Annotated in this window: 13 protein-coding genes; 9 read left to right on the plus strand and 4 right to left on the minus strand. The window is 62.8% G+C overall.

The genetic code is table 11. The annotated features are described in order from the left end of the window. Nucleotides 1–55: 55 nt before the first annotated feature. Nucleotides 56–3,238, minus strand: a complete 3,183-nt coding sequence (locus B2828_RS04785; protein ID WP_479632552.1) for a glycosyltransferase family 9 protein — start codon at nt 3,236–3,238, stop codon at nt 56–58. Between the two features lie 316 nt (nt 3,239–3,554). Between B2828_RS04785 and B2828_RS04790 the strand changes: the two genes are divergently transcribed. From B2828_RS04790 to B2828_RS04810, 5 genes are all read left to right on the plus strand, one after another. After that, a complete protein-coding gene (locus tag B2828_RS04790; RefSeq protein WP_479632553.1) occupies nt 3,555–4,001 on the plus strand; it encodes a hypothetical protein in 447 nt (148 codons plus the stop codon). Between the two features lie 271 nt (nt 4,002–4,272). Further along, nucleotides 4,273–5,034 carry an FKBP-type peptidyl-prolyl cis-trans isomerase N-terminal domain-containing protein gene (locus B2828_RS04795; RefSeq protein ID WP_479632554.1) on the plus strand — a complete coding sequence of 254 codons (762 nt, stop codon included), beginning with the start codon at nt 4,273–4,275 and terminating at the stop codon, nt 5,032–5,034. Between the two features lie 126 nt (nt 5,035–5,160). Next, on the plus strand, nt 5,161–6,447 hold the full coding sequence (gene hflX, locus B2828_RS04800; protein WP_479632555.1) for a GTPase HflX: 1,287 nt from the start codon (nt 5,161–5,163) through the stop codon (nt 6,445–6,447). 207 nt (nt 6,448–6,654) lie between these two features. Beyond that, nucleotides 6,655–7,089, plus strand: a complete 435-nt coding sequence (locus tag B2828_RS04805; RefSeq protein ID WP_479632556.1) for a hypothetical protein — start codon at nt 6,655–6,657, stop codon at nt 7,087–7,089. A gap of 2 nt (nt 7,090–7,091) precedes the next feature. Beyond that, nucleotides 7,092–7,400 carry a hypothetical protein gene (locus B2828_RS04810; RefSeq protein WP_479632557.1) on the plus strand — a complete coding sequence of 103 codons (309 nt, stop codon included), beginning with the start codon at nt 7,092–7,094 and terminating at the stop codon, nt 7,398–7,400. 88 nt (nt 7,401–7,488) lie between these two features. Here B2828_RS04810 and B2828_RS04815 read toward each other — a convergent pair whose 3' ends face one another. Continuing rightward, nucleotides 7,489–8,253: an SDR family NAD(P)-dependent oxidoreductase gene (locus B2828_RS04815; protein ID WP_479632565.1), complete on the minus strand. Its 765-nt coding sequence runs from the start codon at nt 8,251–8,253 to the stop codon at nt 7,489–7,491. Between the two features lie 250 nt (nt 8,254–8,503). On the opposite strand from B2828_RS04815, the gene B2828_RS04820 reads away from it, so the two are divergent. The 4 genes from B2828_RS04820 (at nt 8,504) to B2828_RS04835 (ending at nt 14,750) form a co-directional block, all read left to right on the plus strand. Continuing rightward, a complete protein-coding gene (locus B2828_RS04820) occupies nt 8,504–10,528 on the plus strand; it encodes a protein-disulfide reductase DsbD family protein (protein WP_479632558.1) in 2,025 nt (674 codons plus the stop codon). Nucleotides 10,529–10,660: 132 nt separating this feature from the next. Beyond that, nucleotides 10,661–11,257 (plus strand): CDP-diacylglycerol--glycerol-3-phosphate 3-phosphatidyltransferase, encoded by a 597-nt coding sequence (gene pgsA / locus B2828_RS04825; RefSeq protein WP_479632559.1) that lies wholly within the window; start codon nt 10,661–10,663, stop codon nt 11,255–11,257. Between the two features lie 4 nt (nt 11,258–11,261). Further along, nucleotides 11,262–12,671: a ribosome biogenesis GTPase Der gene (gene der / locus B2828_RS04830; RefSeq protein WP_479632560.1), complete on the plus strand. Its 1,410-nt coding sequence runs from the start codon at nt 11,262–11,264 to the stop codon at nt 12,669–12,671. Between the two features lie 378 nt (nt 12,672–13,049). Then, on the plus strand, nt 13,050–14,750 hold the full coding sequence (locus B2828_RS04835) for a sialate O-acetylesterase (protein WP_479632561.1): 1,701 nt from the start codon (nt 13,050–13,052) through the stop codon (nt 14,748–14,750). A gap of 189 nt (nt 14,751–14,939) precedes the next feature. Here the strand turns inward: B2828_RS04835 and B2828_RS04840 are convergent, their stop codons facing one another. After that, on the minus strand, nt 14,940–15,956 hold the full coding sequence (locus B2828_RS04840) for an electron transfer flavoprotein subunit alpha/FixB family protein (protein ID WP_479632562.1): 1,017 nt from the start codon (nt 15,954–15,956) through the stop codon (nt 14,940–14,942). A gap of 35 nt (nt 15,957–15,991) precedes the next feature. Then, the gene (locus tag B2828_RS04845) at nt 15,992–16,801 is read right to left on the minus strand and encodes an electron transfer flavoprotein subunit beta/FixA family protein (protein ID WP_479632563.1); all 810 of its coding nucleotides are present in this window, start codon (nt 16,799–16,801) and stop codon (nt 15,992–15,994) included. Nucleotides 16,802–17,217 lie beyond the last annotated feature (416 nt).

Genomic DNA, 17,217 nt, shown 5'->3' on the forward strand with positions numbered 1-17,217 from the left:
GCCCGAGAATAAAGGAGTTTTCAAAAAGGACAACGAATCACTCTGCGAAAGATGATTAGGTCCGAAGGCTTTCGAGGGTCTCCTTGAGCAGTTCGAGGTGAGGCTTCATGAGGAAGTGCGATTCAAACCGATCTCGCAGCGTCTCAGCGAGGTCTGCTTTCATTATTGCCTCCAGCTTATCCGCAATTTGTTGCGGAGACCGGGGATCGACCAAACCGGGGTAACCAGGCGGTAGGATTTCGGGAATGGCGTTCCAAAAGGTAGCCACTAGCGGCACCCCATAGGCCATGGCTTCCACCACAACGAGGCCGAAACTTTCGGCGAAGTAGTAGCTGACAAAGCAAATCCCGTCGCTGGTTTCGAAAAGGCGCTTCTTCTTTTCTCCTCCGGCAAAACCGACATACTCCACCGCCCCTTTCAAGTCCGGGCGCGCAATCCGATTGAAGAATTCCTCTTCTTCCCTGGGCTCCATGAAGACTCCTGCCACGGTTAAGTGAACCCTAAACCCGTTTTGCCTCTGGTTGAAGAGAGCCACTCCCTCCACGGTGTCGAACAAGCCTTTCTCCCGGGTGCAGTGGGAGATGTAGAGGAGCCGAAACTCTGTGGACGCTGTTCCCTTTTGCCGCGCCTCCTCCCCTTTCCGCGTTAATTCGGCCCAGCGTGCCTGGCGCTGGCAAAGCAGGGTCTGCCTAAAGCTGGGGCAGGGGTCGGGTATGCCGTTGGGAACAATCGCGGTCCGGCGCGACTCTAGCCACTCCGCGTCCCGGGAGCTCGCCTTAGCCAGGGCGATGGAAAGCGTGGGCCGTCTCAAAAGGAGCCGGGTGATCCACCGCTCCAGCCCGTGCCCGCTCTCATCCAGCCATTGGGTCAGGCCGGTGGCGTGCCAGTGGAAAATCAGCTTCGGGAAAAAGGGGCGGCACATGAAGAGCACCATCCAGTCTCGGAAAAGCGCCCCCTGCTTTCCGGGCGCAGGGACGTAATAAAAGTTGCGAACGCCATAGCGAAACCTGCACCAAATGGCCTCCAGACAATAGCGCAGCAACAGGAGCACTTTGCCCCAGCGGATGCAGCCAATGTCCTCCATGCCTTTGGAAAGGGAGCAATTCACATGGTAACACTCGATGCCTCCGATGCCCTTTTGCTTTCCCTTGCGCGCATCTCCGCCGAGGCCGTTGAGCATCAGCTGCACCATGAAGCTCTGGCCGTGATGAGGAGGCGGGGTATGCGCGAATATGAGCACTTTGACTGGCTCCGAAGCCTCATCGTAGCCCGCAGGGCGGCCCCGCACGGCTCCGGCCCAAAAGGCGGTCAGCACCTCGCCGACGCTGAAAAGCCCCCAGGTGTGCACGTATCGCAAGTTGTTCCCCGGAAGGGTGCGCAAGATTCGCCGCCCATGCCGCAGGTGCAAGCTGATGAAAGCGAGGTTTTGCAGCAAAATGGCGTGCTTTCGGCGGTCGCTTTGCCGCGTTTGCACGGTGTCCGGGCCAGCCGGAGGCAGGTGTCTGACCTCGGCCTCTGGCACGTAGATTCCCTTGCCCCACGAGGTCAGGCGCAGGCTGAAATCGAGATCCTCGCCCCGGATTAGGAAATCCGAACGGTGAAGCCCCACCGCCTCAACCGCTCCCCGCTCGGCCAGGAGCGAAATGCCAGTGGACCAGGAGAAAGGCACCGGCGCATTGCCAAACTGCTCGCGGTACTCGGCAGGCGTGCGCACCCGTTGCTTGCGCACAGCATCGAAAACGGGCCGGTCAAGCAACCCGGGGAACCAGTTGATTTCACCGGCGCTATTCAATACGAGCGGCGTAGCCACGACGGCTTTTTCTTTCTCCATCGCGGCCAACAATACCTCAAGGGCCCCGGGCAACACTTCCGTGTCGTCATCCATGACCCAAAAGTGCGTCAAGCGGTTACCAAAGCGCTTTATCGCCTCCGCTTCCCCGTAGGCGAGTCCTCCGCCGCACCCCAGGTTTTCCCCCGGAACCAGCCGGACGACTTCAAGCCAACCTCGCGCCGCCTCGACGACGGCAGCCGTGGCAGGGTCATCCGCGTTGTCGACCACCACAACGGCAAGCGGCGTTGGCGTGCCTTTCAGGGATTGCAGCAGGCGGGTCAGCTCCTCGGGACGTTTGTAAGTAGCCACCACTGCGGCAACAAATGGCCGACCAGCCCCCACCCCGGCATCCGGTAAAAAGCTCTCGGGCAAGCTCCCCCCGGCCACCAAGCGGCAAAGATAGGCCTCCACCTCGGGCCAGACCGTGGCGGGGGTCAGCCGGGTCATGCAGTGGGGCTCGGAAAAGTGGCAGTAATCAAAGCAAGGCCGGTAGCGGCAGTTGTCGCGCAGAATGATCCGGTGGAGCGGGCCCCATGGCCGGAACCAGTCGGCCTCGGTGGGGCCAAAGAGCGAGATGGAAGGCGTGCCACAGGCCGCGGCGATGTGCCCAGGGCCGGAGTCGTTGCACAGGATGAGATCCGCCCGACCGACCATGTCGGTCAGTTCCATGAGCGTCAGGTCGTTTAAAACCGCGTCGGCCAGTGAACTGAGCTTCGCGCCGTACCCATCCGGATCGGGAATGAGGACCAGGAAAAAGCGGAACGACCGCCGCAGCCGCTGGATCAACTCCTCATAGTAGGGCAACGGCCACCGCCGGACGGCAATCCGGGCCCCGGTGTGGATGACCAGGAGCGGCAGTCGCTGTTCCCCCAAAACCTCGTCCACCCGCTCCGTGCGGTAGGCGGCGAGCCGCAACACCGGGTCGCCAGCCTCGCCATAGCCCATGCCCGCGGCAAGATCGCGCCAGTCTTCCACTTTGTGCTGGCGGTTACCGCCGCTACGAGCCACGGGATGGTTGAGCAAGACTTGGCTCCATACGTGGGGAAACCCATAGCGGCTCTTCGCCCCGATCAGCCACATCAGCAAATGGTCGCGGGGATCGTCCCGCGCGCTCACCGCCACATCGTAATGCTCCCGCCGCAGCTCCAAAATCAGGGAAAAGAACACCTTCCAGTTCCAGTTCCAAATCCGGTACTTGTGGATAAACTTCGTCCAGCCCGCCTGGAAGGGGAAAAACTTCAGCGAGGGGAACGTCGGCTCCAAAAGCGGCTTGGCATGCGGTTTGCCCAGCACGTGCACCGTCTCCCCGGCCTCCACCGCCTTGCGGATCAGCACGGTGGAAAACGTCAGGTCCCCCAGGCCCCAGAGTTCCAGGACCAATAGTTTACGCGGGGCTTCGGCGCTCATTAAGGGGAAAATCCTAAAGCAACCCCGTGGGAAAGCTAGAGCCTTTTTCCCCAACGTGTTACGGAAAGGAAAAATTTTCCCACCGTCCGTTGAAGCCCGGGCGGGACCATCCTAAAACGAATCGCAAGGCCAGCCCGGCCCGGACTTCCGAAAAGTTCTATAGGAGGAATCTATGAAACAAAATTGTAAATGGTTAGCGGCTCTTGTCATGGCTGCATCGGCGAGCTTCGCCTTCGGGGACTGTGGCTTTGGCAGCTGCTCTTGGTCGGGGTGGAATGTCGCCCCGGTCGGCGAGCGTGTCATAAGCTATCAACCCGTGAGCTCTTGCAGCTATTTCGTACCGAGCCAAAGCTACACAATTCGCACCATCCGCGAACCGGCCATCATGCCGGTTGGAGAACGCTTCACCACGATCCGTTACTACCAACCCGCCATGCTGGAGCCGGTGGGAGAACGGTTCACAACCGTCCGGGTGGTCCGCTATGAGCAGCCGCTGCTGCCGGTGGCCGAACGCATCACAACCGTGAAGGTCATCCGTCATCAACAAATGCTCAGCCCGGTCGGCGAGAAATACAGCTGCAAGCTCATCAAGCACAGCAAGAAGAGCCTGCATAAAAAGGTAACCCTGGTGCGCCAATCGCCCCTTCCCGTTGCGGAAAAGACGATAATCCGGCACCACAAGTTCCTGAAACCGGTGGGTGAGAAGACCATCATACGGACCACCACCTTCCGGTCGACCCCTAGCTGCGGCTGCGGGTTATAGGCTGGCTTTTGCCAGACCCATCACTGATGCAAGCACCTTAGAGCGAAGCCAAAACCGCTCATAAAAAAAGCCGACCAAGGCAAACCGGCGGCCGGGAAAGATTTGATCTTTTCCGGCCGCCGCATTTTTTTTCTTGGTTTCAAGAGGGTGCAAGGCTAAGCACTCCCTTCGACGAAACCGTTCTGCCCCTCTCCGCACCCAAGCTCAAAGAAACGGCCGGATGAATGGCTGCCCGCGTTTTCTCATATCAATACGCCACAAACCAAATTCTATGAAAATAGCACCATTCGCCGGTTTCGCACTGGCTCTCGCGGGCGTTCTCATGCTCCAGCCCGCCTCCCAGGCGGCGGACCAGAAAACCGCGGGCCAGAAACCCCAGGAAACTCGGGACAAAATCAGTTACTCCATCGGCGCCGACATCGGCAGCAACCTGAAACGCAACGACCTCGACATTAACCCCGACTTCCTCGCCCAAGGCCTCAAAGACGCCTTCCAGGGCAAGACGGTGCTCAGCGACGAGGAGATGAAAGCCACCCTGCAAGCCTTCCAGACGGACATGCAGACCAAGCTGGCCGCCAAGCAGAAGGCCCTCGCCGAGACAAACAAAGTCGCCAGCGAGAAGTTCCTCGAAGAAAACAAGAAGAAGGAAGGCGTCATCACCACCGCCAGCGGCCTTCAGTACAAAGTCATCACCGAAGGCAAAGGCCCCAAGCCCAAGGCCACCGACACCGTCACGGTGAACTACCGCGGCACGCTGATCAACGGCACCGAATTTGACAAGAGCAAGGAACCCGTCACCTTCCCCGTCGAAGGCGTCATCCCCGGCTGGGTGGAAGCCCTGCAGCTGATGCCCGTCGGCTCCAAGTGGCAGCTCGTCATCCCGCCCGCCCTCGCCTACGGCGAAAGCGCCCCGCCCGTCATCGGGCCGAACCAGGCGCTCATCTTCGAGGTAGAGCTCCTCGGGATCAAACCCGCCGAAAAGGAAGCCCCCGCGGCCTCCCCGGAAGCCAAGCCCGCCGACGCGAAGAAATAACCGCGAAAGCCACCGTATTTTTCATCAAAACAGCCGGAGCCCACAAAGCCCCGGCTGTTTTGTTGTCCGCCCAAACGATTTTCGTATAAATTCGCCGAATCCGACCGATATTGTAGATCAACGCCAATGTTTGAAATCAAAGCCGACAAAATGGTGGAGCGGGCGCTGCTGGTGGGGGCCTACGTCGAAGCCAGCGATAAATACGAAGCCCAAAGCCTCCTGGAGGAATTGGAAGAGCTGGTCGACACCCTGGGCATCCCAGTCGTCGAGCGCCACCTCGTGCATCACCGCGAAAACCACCCCCGCTACCTGATCGGCTCCGGCAAAGCCGAAGAGCTCGCCGCACTGCTCAAAGAGCGGCAATGCGACGTCCTCGTCTTCGACAACGAGCTGACCCCCGCCCAACAGCGCAACTGGGAAGTGCTCACCGGCGTCACCGTGGCCGACCGGGAAGAGATCATTTTGGACATCTTCGGCGCCCGCGCCCGCACCCGCGAAGCCCGCCTCCAGGTCGAGGTCGCCCGGCTCGAGTACTCCCTGCCCCGGCTCACCCGCGCATGGAGCCACCTCGGCGGCCAGGGCGGCGGCATCGGCGGCAAGGGCGAGGGCGAGAGCCAGCTCGAACAGGACCGCCGCCGGATTCGCGGCCAAGTCGACCGCCTCAAGCGCGAACTCGACGAAGTCCGCCGCTCCCGGGCCACCCAGCGCAAAGACCGCAAACGCGCCCCCGTGCCCAACGCCGCCATCGTCGGCTACACCAACGTCGGCAAGTCCTCCCTGCTCCGGCGGCTCACCGGCGCCGACGTGCTGGTAGAGAACAAACTCTTCGCCACGCTGGACACCACCACCCGCAAAATCGCCCTCCCCAACAAACAGCCCCTGCTGTTGACCGACACCGTCGGCTTCGTCCGGCGGCTGCCGCACGAGCTCGTCGAGTCCTTCAACGCTACGCTGGAAGAGGCCACCCTTTCCGATTTCATCATCCATGTGCTGGACGCCTCGCAGCCACGCGTCATGGAATTCTACGAAACGACCCTGCGCGTTTTAACGGACCTCGGCGCCGACACCAAGCAGATGCTGATCGTCTTCAACAAGACCGACAAAGTCTCCGACCCCGCCATCCTCGCCGGTCTGCGCAGGCAGTTCCCGGATTCCGTCTTCATCTCCGTCCACACCGGCGCGGGGATCGACGAACTCGTCGAGCGGATCTCGGATTTCGTCAGCAACGGCACCCTCACCGTAGAGCTGCGGCTGCCCGCCGCCCGCTCCGACCTGCTGGCCAAGCTGCATCGTGACGGCACCGTCGCGAGCCTTGAATACGACGGAGACATCGCCCATGTGGTGGCCACAGTCCCCAAGCGCGCCATGGAAACCCTGGCCCCGTTTGCCGTCGAGCCCACCCACGTTCCCTAAGCGTTCTCAAGACGTAGCGCACGCGTAGTCAAAGGGTACTATCGCGTATAAACAACGTTTCCTGTTGACCGCGGGGCGTTGTTTTCCTACTGTCGACGGCTGGTTTCGGTTCCAGGATCGGAGACGTAGCACATGAAACCAGGATTGCCGACAGGACAGGATTTGTTTGCCCCGGCACTCCCCCCTGTTTACGCAAAACCCTATTCCATGAAAAACGCAGGTCTTAAGTGTGACATCTGCGGTGCGACTGAGTCCCTCTCAGGCAAACCGTTTACACCCGCCGGCTTGGGGGCGCATAAAGCGCACCTCCACAGCGGCAAAGAAACCGTCCAGCCCAACGCCGCCCTACCAGAGCCCCAGCCCGGGGCGCTCGTGTGCGACATTTGCGGCGTGGACCACAACGCTCGAGGGGTGACCTTCCGCACCGATGCGGACGTCACCCAGCACAAGCGGCGGATTCACGGAGTATCAACCGGCAAAGAATCCAAGAAAGAATCCAAGAAGGCGGCCGCCCCCGCTTCCAAAACCGATAGGGTGCGCAGAGCACCATCCCTGGAAGCGAACCACGTGAAGTTCTGCCCACAGTGCGGCTTCAACATGGAGATCGTCAACGCGGCCATGGCCTTGGTCAACGGGAACTAAACATGAGTTACGAATCCGACACGAGCTTGCGAACGCTACCTCGCAAAGTAGAGCTTCTCAAAGGCGACGACTTCAAATGTGCGCTGCTGGGGAGCCTTGGTTTTTCAACCAAGCTGATCATGGAGCACACGGACTTGACCCCCGGCCAGGTGGGCTACCGCCTGCGCAAGGGCGGCATCCGTCGCCTGGACTACCGCAACGGGGAATCCGCCGTGGCCTCAGCCATGCTCCAAAAAGCGCGAGTCCTCGCCGTTCCGGTGGTAAAGGAACACCTGCGAGGCATGCTCGACCAGAGCATCAAAATCTCCTAAAGAGAGCAAGCGCAGCCCGCCAGGCCGTTTGCCTGAGCTGAAACAACCCGGCATGGGAAACCCAGCCGGGGTGTTGGCGTTATTTTCATCAGCCCGCCCGATTCCAGAGCAGCCCGCCATCCACGATCAGCGTCGCGCCGGTAATGTAATCCGCATCCGGCGAGGCGAGGAACGCCACCGCCCCGGCCACATCGGCCGGTTCACCCAAGTGGTTGAGGGGGATATGGTCGAGCAGCGCCCGGAGGAGATCGGGGCTGTCGAGAAGACGGGAATTCAGAGGCGGCGTCTCAATGGCCCCGGGAGCGACATTGTTCACCGTGATCCCCAGGGGCGCCAGCTCAATGGCCAGCGAGCGCATCAACATCCGCAAGCCCCCCTTGCTAATGCAGCAGGCAGAGAAACGGGGGGCTGGCAGTTCCTCATGAACCGAGCTGATATTGATGATCTTGCCCGGGCGCTTGTTCTCGCGAAGATGCCGGACAAAAGCCTGAGTCGCGAAGAACACCCCCTTCAGATTGCCCCGCAGCACGGCATCGTACTCCGCCTCAGAGACATTCCAGAAATCGGCCTGCTTCTCCATGGCGGCATGGTTAACGAGGATATCGAGCTTCCCGAAAGCCTCGATCCCATGAGCCACCATGCGGAAGTCATCCCCCACCGTCCCGAGGGCCCCCTGAAGAAAGACCCCGCGGCGGCCCGTAGCCCGCACCCGGCGCAGAACCCCCGGGCCGTATCCCCGGGCGCGGTTATCGATCACCACATCCGCCCCCTCGCGGGCCAGCCGTTCGGCGATCGCCTCGCCAACGCCCATCCCCTCGCCCGTCACCAGCGCCACTTTGCCTTCCAAGTTCATCGCTTCCACCCCTCCACGAATTCGCGGGTGCATGAAAGGCCGGACGCGCCGCCCATCGCCGACCGCCTCGCCGAGCGGCTTTACAAACAACGGAGCGCGCTCTTTATTCAGAAGCACCACAACGACTATTCCCCCCCCGCTTTCCCTGGCGGAAGACCGGTAGGCCGGGGGAAAAGTTAACCCTGGCCAGAGGGGGCCCCACGGCGGGCTCCGGTTGCGCGGGGGGGCACCCTGTGCTACGTGTAGCCCCATGTTTCGCAATTTGATCGTTGGCTGCGTCCTCTGGCTGACGGGGATTCCCATGATGGCCCAGGCCCAGGACGTGGAGAATGGCTCTCCGCAAGTCCAGGCCGAGCTCGTCGCCGACACCACGGCCATCGCCCCCGGCAAACCGTTCCTGGCCGCCCTCCACCTTCGCATCCGGCCCGGCTGGCACGTTTACTGGGAGAACCCGGGCGACTCCGGCCTGCCCGTGACGCTCGCCTGGAAGCTCCCCGAAGGCTGGAAGGCCGGGAAGCTGCAATGGCCCATCCCCCAGAAACACCTGGAAGACGGCGGCCTCGTCACCTACGGCTATGAAGGGGAAGTGCTCCTGCTGGCCGAGCTGACGCCGCCCGCCAACCTCGCTCCCGGGGAAAAAATCACGCTCCCCGCCCGCGCCACCTGGCTCGTTTGCGAGAAAACCTGCGTCCCCGGCAGCGCCGAGGTAGCCCTTACGCTCCCGGCCTCCCCCACCCCACAGGCCTCCCCCGTGGCCCCCACCATCGAGGCCACGCAAGCGCGCCTGCCGCAGCCCGGCCCCGTCCCGTACCGCATTTCCTGGGAACCGGGCGACGCCGAGATGCGCCTGAAGGTGGAGGGGCTCCCGGCACAGGCCAAGGCGGATTTTTACCCGATCACTCCCGGCGCCTCGCACCCCGAATGGACTTCCGGCGGCCTGCTGCGGGTGCCGTACACGGATGAGAAACCGGCGGCAGTCCGGGGCTTGCTCCTGGTGGACGACGGCGGCGGGCAAAAAGGCTGGATCGTCGAACAACCCCTCGGGGCCACCGCGCCCGGCACCTCCACCGCACCGGAAGGCACCCCACAGCTCACCCTGGCGCGCGCGCTCGGGTTCGGCTTTTTGGGCGGCTTTATTTTGAACCTCATGCCGTGCGTGCTGCCGGTCATCGCGCTGAAGATTTTCGGTTTCCTGAAAGAAGCGGGCGAATCGCGCCAGCGGGTCTTTCGCTCGGGCCTGGCCTTTGTGGGCGGGATTTTCGCCTGGTTCATGGGCCTGGCCGTGCTGATCTGCGTGGCCCGGGGAGCCGGGAAAGAGGTAACGTGGGCCTTCCAGTTCCAGAACCCGGTATTCGTCCTCGGGATGATGCTCTTGGTATTCGTCTTCGCCCTCAACCTGCTGGGGGTCTTCGAGATCTGGGTGCCCGGGACGAATAAGCTGGCCGCCCTCTCGGAAAAGGAGGGCTACGGCGGCGCGTTCCTGCACGGGATGTTCGCGACCCTGCTGGCCACCCCCTGCACAGCCCCGTTCCTGGGCTCGGCGCTGGCCTTTGCCTTTACCCAGAGCACGCCGGTGACGCTCTCGATGTTCGCCTCGATCGCGGCGGGCATGAGCGTGCCCTACCTGCTGCTGACGGCCAACCCCGGGTGGATGCGCTGGCTGCCCAAGCCGGGGATGTGGATGGTGCGCCTCAAGCAGGCGTTTGGCTTCCTGATGCTCGGCACGGTGGTCTGGCTCCTAGGGGTGCTGGGAGCGCAGAAGGGGACGGCGGAAGCCGTTGGCGCGGCGTGGATTTTACTGGGCGTGGGCGGCGCATGCTGGATCTTCGGCGCTTGGTGCACGCCCTCGGCACGGCGGCCGCAGCGCTACCTGGCCGTGGGGGCGATGGTGGTCCTGGTCGGCGCGGGGTTCAACCTGGCCTCCAACCAGAAAGCCCCAGCCGAGGCAGACTGGGAGGCATGGTCGCCCGAGCGCGTGGTGGAGCTGCAAAAAGCGGGCACCCCGTACTTCGTCGACTTCACCGCCGACTGGTGCCTGAACTGCAAGTACAACGAAAAATTTGTCCTCAGCACCGACGCGGTGAAGGAAGCCCTCAAAGGCTACGTAAAGCTCCGGGCCGACTGGACCAAGGGCGATCCGCGCATCACCGCCGAGCTCAAAAAGCTGGGCCGTGGCGGCGTGCCGGTCTACGTCGTGGACCATTCCGACGGCTCCGAGCCAAAGGTCCTGCCGGAGCTGCTGACCCAGCCGGTCGTGACCGAGGCGCTGAAGTAATCCGGCGAGGCCATGGGGGGGCGTGCCCGAGTGCCACTCGGACACGCGGAGCGGGGGTAAGAGAAAAAGGGAGCTTAAACCTATCCCTTCCCTTCCGCGGGGCAACCACGCTATACTGCCCCGCTTACCCCAATGACCACCGCCAACAAGATCACCCTCCTGCGCATCCTCGCGATCCCCGTGTTCGTGACGCTGGCGATCTATTATGGAAACGGCGTGCAGACCGGCCATCCCCGGGAGTGGCAGCGCTGGGCGGCCATAGCGGTCTTCGCCCTGGCGGCGGCCAGCGACGGCCTGGATGGCTTCGTCGCCCGCCACTTTAACCAGCGCACCCGGCTCGGCCTGATCCTCGACCCCCTGGCCGATAAAGGCCTGCTCCTTTCGGCCATTGTCACCCTCTCCTTCTCCAACTGGCATTACGAATTCCCGCTCTGGTTCCCGATCCTCGTCGTCAGCCGCGACGCCGTCGTGGTCCTCGGCGCGCTGCTCGTCCACTACCTCAACGGCAAGGTCGCCGTGCGCCCGCGCTGGACGGGCAAAACCGCCACCGCCCTGCAAATGGCCGCGATCATCGCCGCCATGCTCCAGTTCAACCAACTCAGCTTCCCACCCTTTACCTGGATGAGCGGCCTTGTCGCCGCCGCCGGGCTCTTTACCCTCGTTTCGGGAATCGGATACGTCATCGACGGCATCCGGCAACTCCAGGCCGGAGGTCACGCCTCAGTATAAAGCCATGAAAACCGTCGCCATTGTCGGCCGCCCCAACGTGGGCAAATCCGCCCTCTTCAACCGCCTCGCCCGCCGCCGCATCTCCATCGTGCACGACCAGCCCGGCGTCACGCGCGACCGCATCTTCGCCGAATGCCGCTGGGACGAGGTCGGGCAACCCTTTCAACTGATCGACACGGGCGGCATCGGCAGCGACGTCGATACGAGCTTCACCCAGCAGGTGGAGGTCGAAGTAAGCCTCGCCATGGAGGCCGCCGACGTCATCCTCTTCCTGGTTGACGCCCAGGCGGGCCTCAACCCCGTGGACCAGGAGCTCGCCCGACAGCTCCGCCGCGTGAAAAAGCCGATCCTGCTGGTCGTCAACAAAGTGGACCACGAGAAGCACGCCGAGCTGGATAGCGACTTCGCCCGGCTCGGGTTTAAAGAGACCGTCTCCATCAGCGCCGAGCACAACCGGGGCATGCTCGATCTGCTTTCCCTGATCCGCGCCCACCTGCCCGAGGTGCTGCCCGGGGAGGAGGAGAAGATCCCCGAGCCGCCGCTGGAGCTGGCCATCGTAGGCCGCCCGAATGTCGGCAAATCCTCGCTCATCAACGCCATTTTGCGCGACCGCCGCACCCTCGTCTCGCCCATCTCCGGCACCACGCGCGATGCCGTGGACGTCCCCTACGAATGGGGCGGCCGCAGCTACACGCTGATCGACACCGCAGGCATCCGCCCCGCGGGCAAACAGGAATCCTCCGTGGAGGTTTTCAGCGTCATGCGTTCGGAGCGAACCATCCGCCGCGCCGATCTCTGCGTGCTGGTCATCGATGCCGTCGAGGGCGTCACAGCCCAGGACAAGCGCATCGCCGGGCTCATCCAGGAAGCCGGAAAGCCGTGCATGGTGGCCGTCAATAAATGGGACCTGGTCAGCGAAATCCAGGGCAACCGCAAAGAGCAGCTCGCGGGCCGCAAGGAGCAGCTGGAGGCGCTGCTGGAGCGCATCCGCGTGGAGCTTTTCTTCGTCGATTACGCCCCCATCGTCGTCACCTCCGCCCACGAGGGCGAGGGCGTGCAGCGGGTTCTCAAAATGATCGAGCAGATCCGCGAAGGGGCCCAGGCGCGCATCAGCACCGGGGCGCTTAACCGGGTCCTCTCGGAGGCGATGACCCTTCACCCGGCCCCCACCCGCTCCAACAAGCGCTTTAAAATCATCTACGCCACCCAGCCCGAGCGCAACGACCCGCGCCGCACGCCCATCCCCACGCCCACCCTGCTGCTCTTTGTCAACCAGGCCGACCTGCTCATCGCGAGCTACCGGAAGTACCTGGAAACGAAGATCCGCGAGGAAGTCCCGTGGACCGGCCTGCCGCTGAAGTTCTACTTCAAGGAGCGCGAAGCCCGGGGCCGCCGCGCCCATTTGGAGGAGTAACACAATTTACACAGACAAAAGGCATTAAGGGCACCTCTGGAAACCGGGGCATGGCAGCCATGAAGGATTTTTGATGACCTTTTGGCCTCATATTTCGGGCAATATTGATCAATATTGACTGAAAAATGAGGTCGAAAGGGCGCAAAAAGACAAAATGGATGACGTGCCGCCGGTTTCCAGAGGTGCCCTTAAGTCTCACGCAAAGGCGCAAAGAAGAGACNNTGCCTTCTTTGCGCCTTTGCGCCTTTGCGCCTTTGCGTGAAATATTTTTTATAGAGAGGCCATGGAGTGGCGTTTGACTATGCGAGTCGTGTAATTTCCCGGTGGATCGCGCTTGATGTCCGGGGGGTAAGCCGCCATTACTTTGGTCCTCCCATCATGAAATTTTCCTCTCCTGGAATGCTGGCGGCCGCCTTTGTCGTGGCCGGGTCCCCGTTTGCCTTGGCCAATGTCAGCCTGCCCGCCATTTTTGGCAATCACATGGTGCTCCAGCGCGACGGAGCAGTCCCCGTCTGGGGCCAGGCCGACCCAGGCGAAAAGGTAACGGTCAGCGCGGCGGGCGCCTCGGCCTCCGCCACCGCCGGGCCGGACGGCAAATGGACCGTGCGCCTCAAGAATCTGCCCCCCTCAGCCACGCCCGTGGAGGTGACAGTGCAGGGGAAAAACAAGATCACCTTCACCGACGTGCTCGTGGGCGACGTGTGGGTCTGCTCCGGGCAGTCGAACATGGCCTTCGTCATTCACCAGGACGCCAGTTCAAAGGAGGAGATCGCCCAGGCCAACTTCCCGCAAATCCGCTTCTTCTACGTGCCCCGCACCGTCGCGCCGCAGCCCCTCGCCGACATCAAGCCAGCCCCCACCAGGCCCATGCATGGGAGCTGGCACGTTTGCACGCCCGAGAGCCTCTCGAATCTCGGTTTCTCGGCAGTCGGCTACTACTTCGGCAAGAACATCCACCAGACCACCAAGCAGCCGGTGGGGCTCATCGAATCCGCCTGGGGCGGCACGACCGCGCAGGCATGGACGAGCCAGGAAACGCTGAAAAAAACGCCCGGCCTGGAAAGCCTCGCCACGGCGGCCCAGAAATTCTCCGAAGGCTTCCCAAAGGCTCTGGAAGACTACGGCCCGGTGCTTGAGAAGTACAACGCCGACCTCGCCCAGTGGAAGGAAGCCAACAAGGACGCGATCGAAACCTACAAAACGGCCCTCGCTCAGTGGCAGACCGATTCCAAACAGGCCACCGCCGAGGGCAAGCCCGTCCCGCCCAAACCGACACCGGTGAGCGAGCCCAAGGCCCCGGTTTCTCCGGATCAGAACCCCAACAACCCAACCGGCCTCTACAACGGCATGATCGCCCCGATCGTCCCTTACGGCATCAAAGGGGCCATCTGGTACCAGGGCGAGGCCAATACCTCTCAGGCCGTGGTCTACCGGACGCTCTTCCCGGCGATGATCGCCGACTGGCGCGAGAACTGGGCTCAGGGGGATTTCCCGTTCCTCTTCGTCCAGCTCGCCAACTACATGCCCCGCAAACCGGAGCCGGTCAACAGCGACTGGGCGCTCCTGCGCGAGGCTCAGCTGAAGACGGCCCTCACCGTACCCAACACGGGCATGGCCGTGATCATCGACATCGGCGAGGAGACCGACATCCACCCGAAGGATAAATGGGACGTCAGCACGCGCCTGGCGCTGGCCGGGCGGCACTTGGCCTATGGCGAAACGCTCGCCTGGTCGGGGCCGATCTACAAGGCGCTTAAGGTGGAGGGAGCCCAAGCCCGCCTCACCTTCGATCATATCGACGGTGGCCTGACAATCGGCGTGCCGCCGGAGCATTTCCACCCGGGCGAGCCGAGGGCCACCGCGTCGGAGCTGCAAGGGTTCGCCATCGCCGGGGCGGATAATAAATTCGTCTGGGCCAAGGCGAAGATCGACGGCGACACGGTCGTAGTCTCCGCCGAGGGCGTGCCGAACCCCGTAGCCGTGCGCTACGCCTGGGCCGACAACCCCGAGGCCAATCTCTACAACAAAGCGGGCCTCCCCGCCTCGCCCTTCCGCACGGATACGGACGAAAAAAAATAATATCTGATATTCAAGGTCGCTTTAAGCGCCCACGCACCGTCTTGCGCCCACGCGCCCTCGTTACGAATCTGGAGATTGGGAACGAGGCCCGAAAAACAAGCCCCAACAAGCCCATTTTTTCCAAACAAAAACGCCGGGTAGCCCGAAGGCCACCCGGCGTTTTTTATTTCGAAAACGAAGTACCCAGAATTACTTGCTCAGCAGCTCGTTGACCTTCGCCATGACCGCGAAGGCGTCGGCCACATAGAGGACATCGGCCTTGCCGCGGGCCCAGCCGCAGTTGGCGTCGAGACTGATGGCGCGGCGCTCTTTGATGAAGCGCCAGCCGACCGCGTGCGGTTCCTCGCCGTGGCAGCAGGTGGAGAGGCCCTTGGGGTGACGCGGGGTGGAGCCGGTCTGGCCGATCTGGTTCAAGTGAGTCAGGAAAGAGAGCACGGCCTGCCCCTCGCCGCCGAGGTCAACGAGCGATTTGCTGCTGCCCAACGAGGCGCGGGTGAGGTTGAGGAAGCTGCGGATGGCGACTTCGGCCTCCGGCACGTGGGTCTCGCCGTCGGCCTGTTTCTTGGTCCAGCCCGCGCCTGCGACGAAGAGGAGATCAGCGTCGGGGCGGATGGTCTGGGCGTCGGCAGCCGGGGTGCGGATGCCGGTGACGCAGGTGCGCTGGGCGCTCTCGGGCAGCGCGACGGCGACCGCTTCGAGCGTGGCCGCGCCGCCCTCGCCCTGCCAGGCGGCCTGGCTACCGGGGTCGATAACGACGATCCACGGGCGCTGCGTGCGGGAAAGCTGGGCCTCCATGCGCTGGCGGTAATACCAGCGGGAGACGCTCAAGGCCCCGTTCTCAGCAGCGAGGCCGGTAACGTGCGTATCCGCGCGGCCCCCGAGACGCTGGGCAACGCCGGAGAGGACGCGGTTCCAGCGCGAGGTGCCGGGCGCGAGGACGATGGTGGCCCCGGAGGCTTTGACGAGCGCTTCCACCGCGGCGGCATCCGAGCCGTAGCGGGGCGTGGCGAAATCAGCTCCCTCGACGGCGAGGAACTTGGCCGCGCCGGAAGCGGCAACCTGGTTGGCGGCTTCCTGAACGGAGGCTCCCACGAGGCCGACCGCGAAATCGAACCCCAGCGCCTTGGCAGCGCCGATAGTTTCGAAGGCGGATTTGCCGAGCGCGCCGTCGGATTCGGTATGAAGAAGAACGAGAATGGTTTCCATGGAGAAAAAAGAGGGTTGGTCGGTTGCGCGTGGGCTTACTTCTTGATCCACTCGATGATTTCCTGGGCGATGGCGTCCGGGGTGGCGTCTTTGACGATGCGGGTCTCGCGCACCTGGTTGGGCAGGGCGACCTTGGCGAAGGCGAGGCCCTCGGCTCCGGCTTTGACCGGCTTGGCTTTTTGCAGCGCGGGCATGACGGCGCGCATGTTCATCATGCCGACTTGCGGGTTGTTCTTCGGCTCGGGAAGGTTGCCCGTGGCCCAGCCGAGGACGGCCGGTGCGCCCGCGCAAACGGAAGTCTGGTGGCGGCCCCCTTCGATGCGCTCCAGGACCTGGAAGGAGCCATCGGGCTGGACGGCGATCTCGTCAACGCCCTGGAATTGGTCGGTAATGCCGAGCTTTTCGCCCACCATGGCGAGCGTGGAGCCGGAACAGCGCGAGGCGCTTTCCCAACCGCCGAAGAGGAGCAGACGGTTTTTATCGAGGCCGGGGATGGCGGAAATGGCGTCGGCCAGGAGCGCGGCGGTTTCGGCGGAATCGGTGAAGCCGCTGGCGGAACCGTCGAGGGCGACAAGCTCGAAGGGCACCTTCTGGGCGAGGGTCATCATGACCTGCTGGAGCTTGGCCTTCGGCGCGAGGCTGACGAGGTAGACCTTGCTGCCGGGGTGGTTCTTGGCGAGGTTGGCCGCTTCGAAAAGGGCGTGGCCAGCCCAGGGGTCGAGCACGGAAGGGAGCATCGCTTCGTTTTTGAGCGCGGGACCGACGGGGCCGGTGATGGGCTCAAGGGTTTGGAGCGGGTCGGGGACGATGCTTCCGCAAACGACAATTTGATAGGCTTGACTCATAGAAGAAGTGGCAAAAAGAGGGGCGACTTTAACGCGAAAAAACGGGGGCGTCTACAGAGGAAACAGGGAAAAGCGCTTCCGTGATGGCCCCCTTTTTGCCCTCCGTCCGGGCCGCCCGCGAGTATCCCTCGCGTATCCCTCGTTACGAATCTCCAGATTCGTAACGTCGGTGTCTGGGAATCTCTGATTCCATCACCTCACGCAACGAATCATAGATTCGCGGACAGAAGACGTTCCCAATCTGGAGATTGGGAACGAGGGACAACGAGGGAAAAACGCCCCTCCTGTTCTCCGGTTACGGCTTTACAACCCACTCTAAAACATGGAAATTCGCCGAAGATGGCACCTGCCAGCCGGGACTTAGTAAACCCCTTGTAAAACGGCTGGCAATATCCGAAACTCTATTGCCGTTTCCG

It is taken from the genome of Spartobacteria bacterium UBA695, assembly GCA_002298145.1.
GTDB lineage: Bacteria > Verrucomicrobiota > Verrucomicrobiia > Chthoniobacterales > Chthoniobacteraceae > UBA695.

What these genes read in the sequence shown, in the direction of transcription:
- B2828_RS04805 (WP_479632556.1), top strand. Translation starts at nt 6,655, where the DNA reads ATGAAAAACGCAGGTCTTAAGTGTGACATCTGCGGTGCGACTGAGTCC.
- hflX (WP_479632555.1), top strand. Translation starts at nt 5,161, where the DNA reads ATGTTTGAAATCAAAGCCGACAAAATGGTGGAGCGGGCGCTGCTGGTG.
- B2828_RS04810 (WP_479632557.1), top strand. Translation starts at nt 7,092, where the DNA reads ATGAGTTACGAATCCGACACGAGCTTGCGAACGCTACCTCGCAAAGTA.
- pgsA (WP_479632559.1), top strand. Translation starts at nt 10,661, where the DNA reads ATGACCACCGCCAACAAGATCACCCTCCTGCGCATCCTCGCGATCCCC.
- der (WP_479632560.1), top strand. Translation starts at nt 11,262, where the DNA reads ATGAAAACCGTCGCCATTGTCGGCCGCCCCAACGTGGGCAAATCCGCC.
- B2828_RS04820 (WP_479632558.1), top strand. Translation starts at nt 8,504, where the DNA reads ATGTTTCGCAATTTGATCGTTGGCTGCGTCCTCTGGCTGACGGGGATT.
- B2828_RS04845 (WP_479632563.1), bottom strand. Translation starts at nt 16,801, where the DNA reads ATGAGTCAAGCCTATCAAATTGTCGTTTGCGGAAGCATCGTCCCCGAC.
- B2828_RS04795 (WP_479632554.1), top strand. Translation starts at nt 4,273, where the DNA reads ATGAAAATAGCACCATTCGCCGGTTTCGCACTGGCTCTCGCGGGCGTT.
- B2828_RS04835 (WP_479632561.1), top strand. Translation starts at nt 13,050, where the DNA reads ATGAAATTTTCCTCTCCTGGAATGCTGGCGGCCGCCTTTGTCGTGGCC.
- B2828_RS04785 (WP_479632552.1), bottom strand. Translation starts at nt 3,238, where the DNA reads ATGAGCGCCGAAGCCCCGCGTAAACTATTGGTCCTGGAACTCTGGGGC.
- B2828_RS04815 (WP_479632565.1), bottom strand. Translation starts at nt 8,253, where the DNA reads ATGAACTTGGAAGGCAAAGTGGCGCTGGTGACGGGCGAGGGGATGGGC.
- B2828_RS04840 (WP_479632562.1), bottom strand. Translation starts at nt 15,956, where the DNA reads ATGGAAACCATTCTCGTTCTTCTTCATACCGAATCCGACGGCGCGCTC.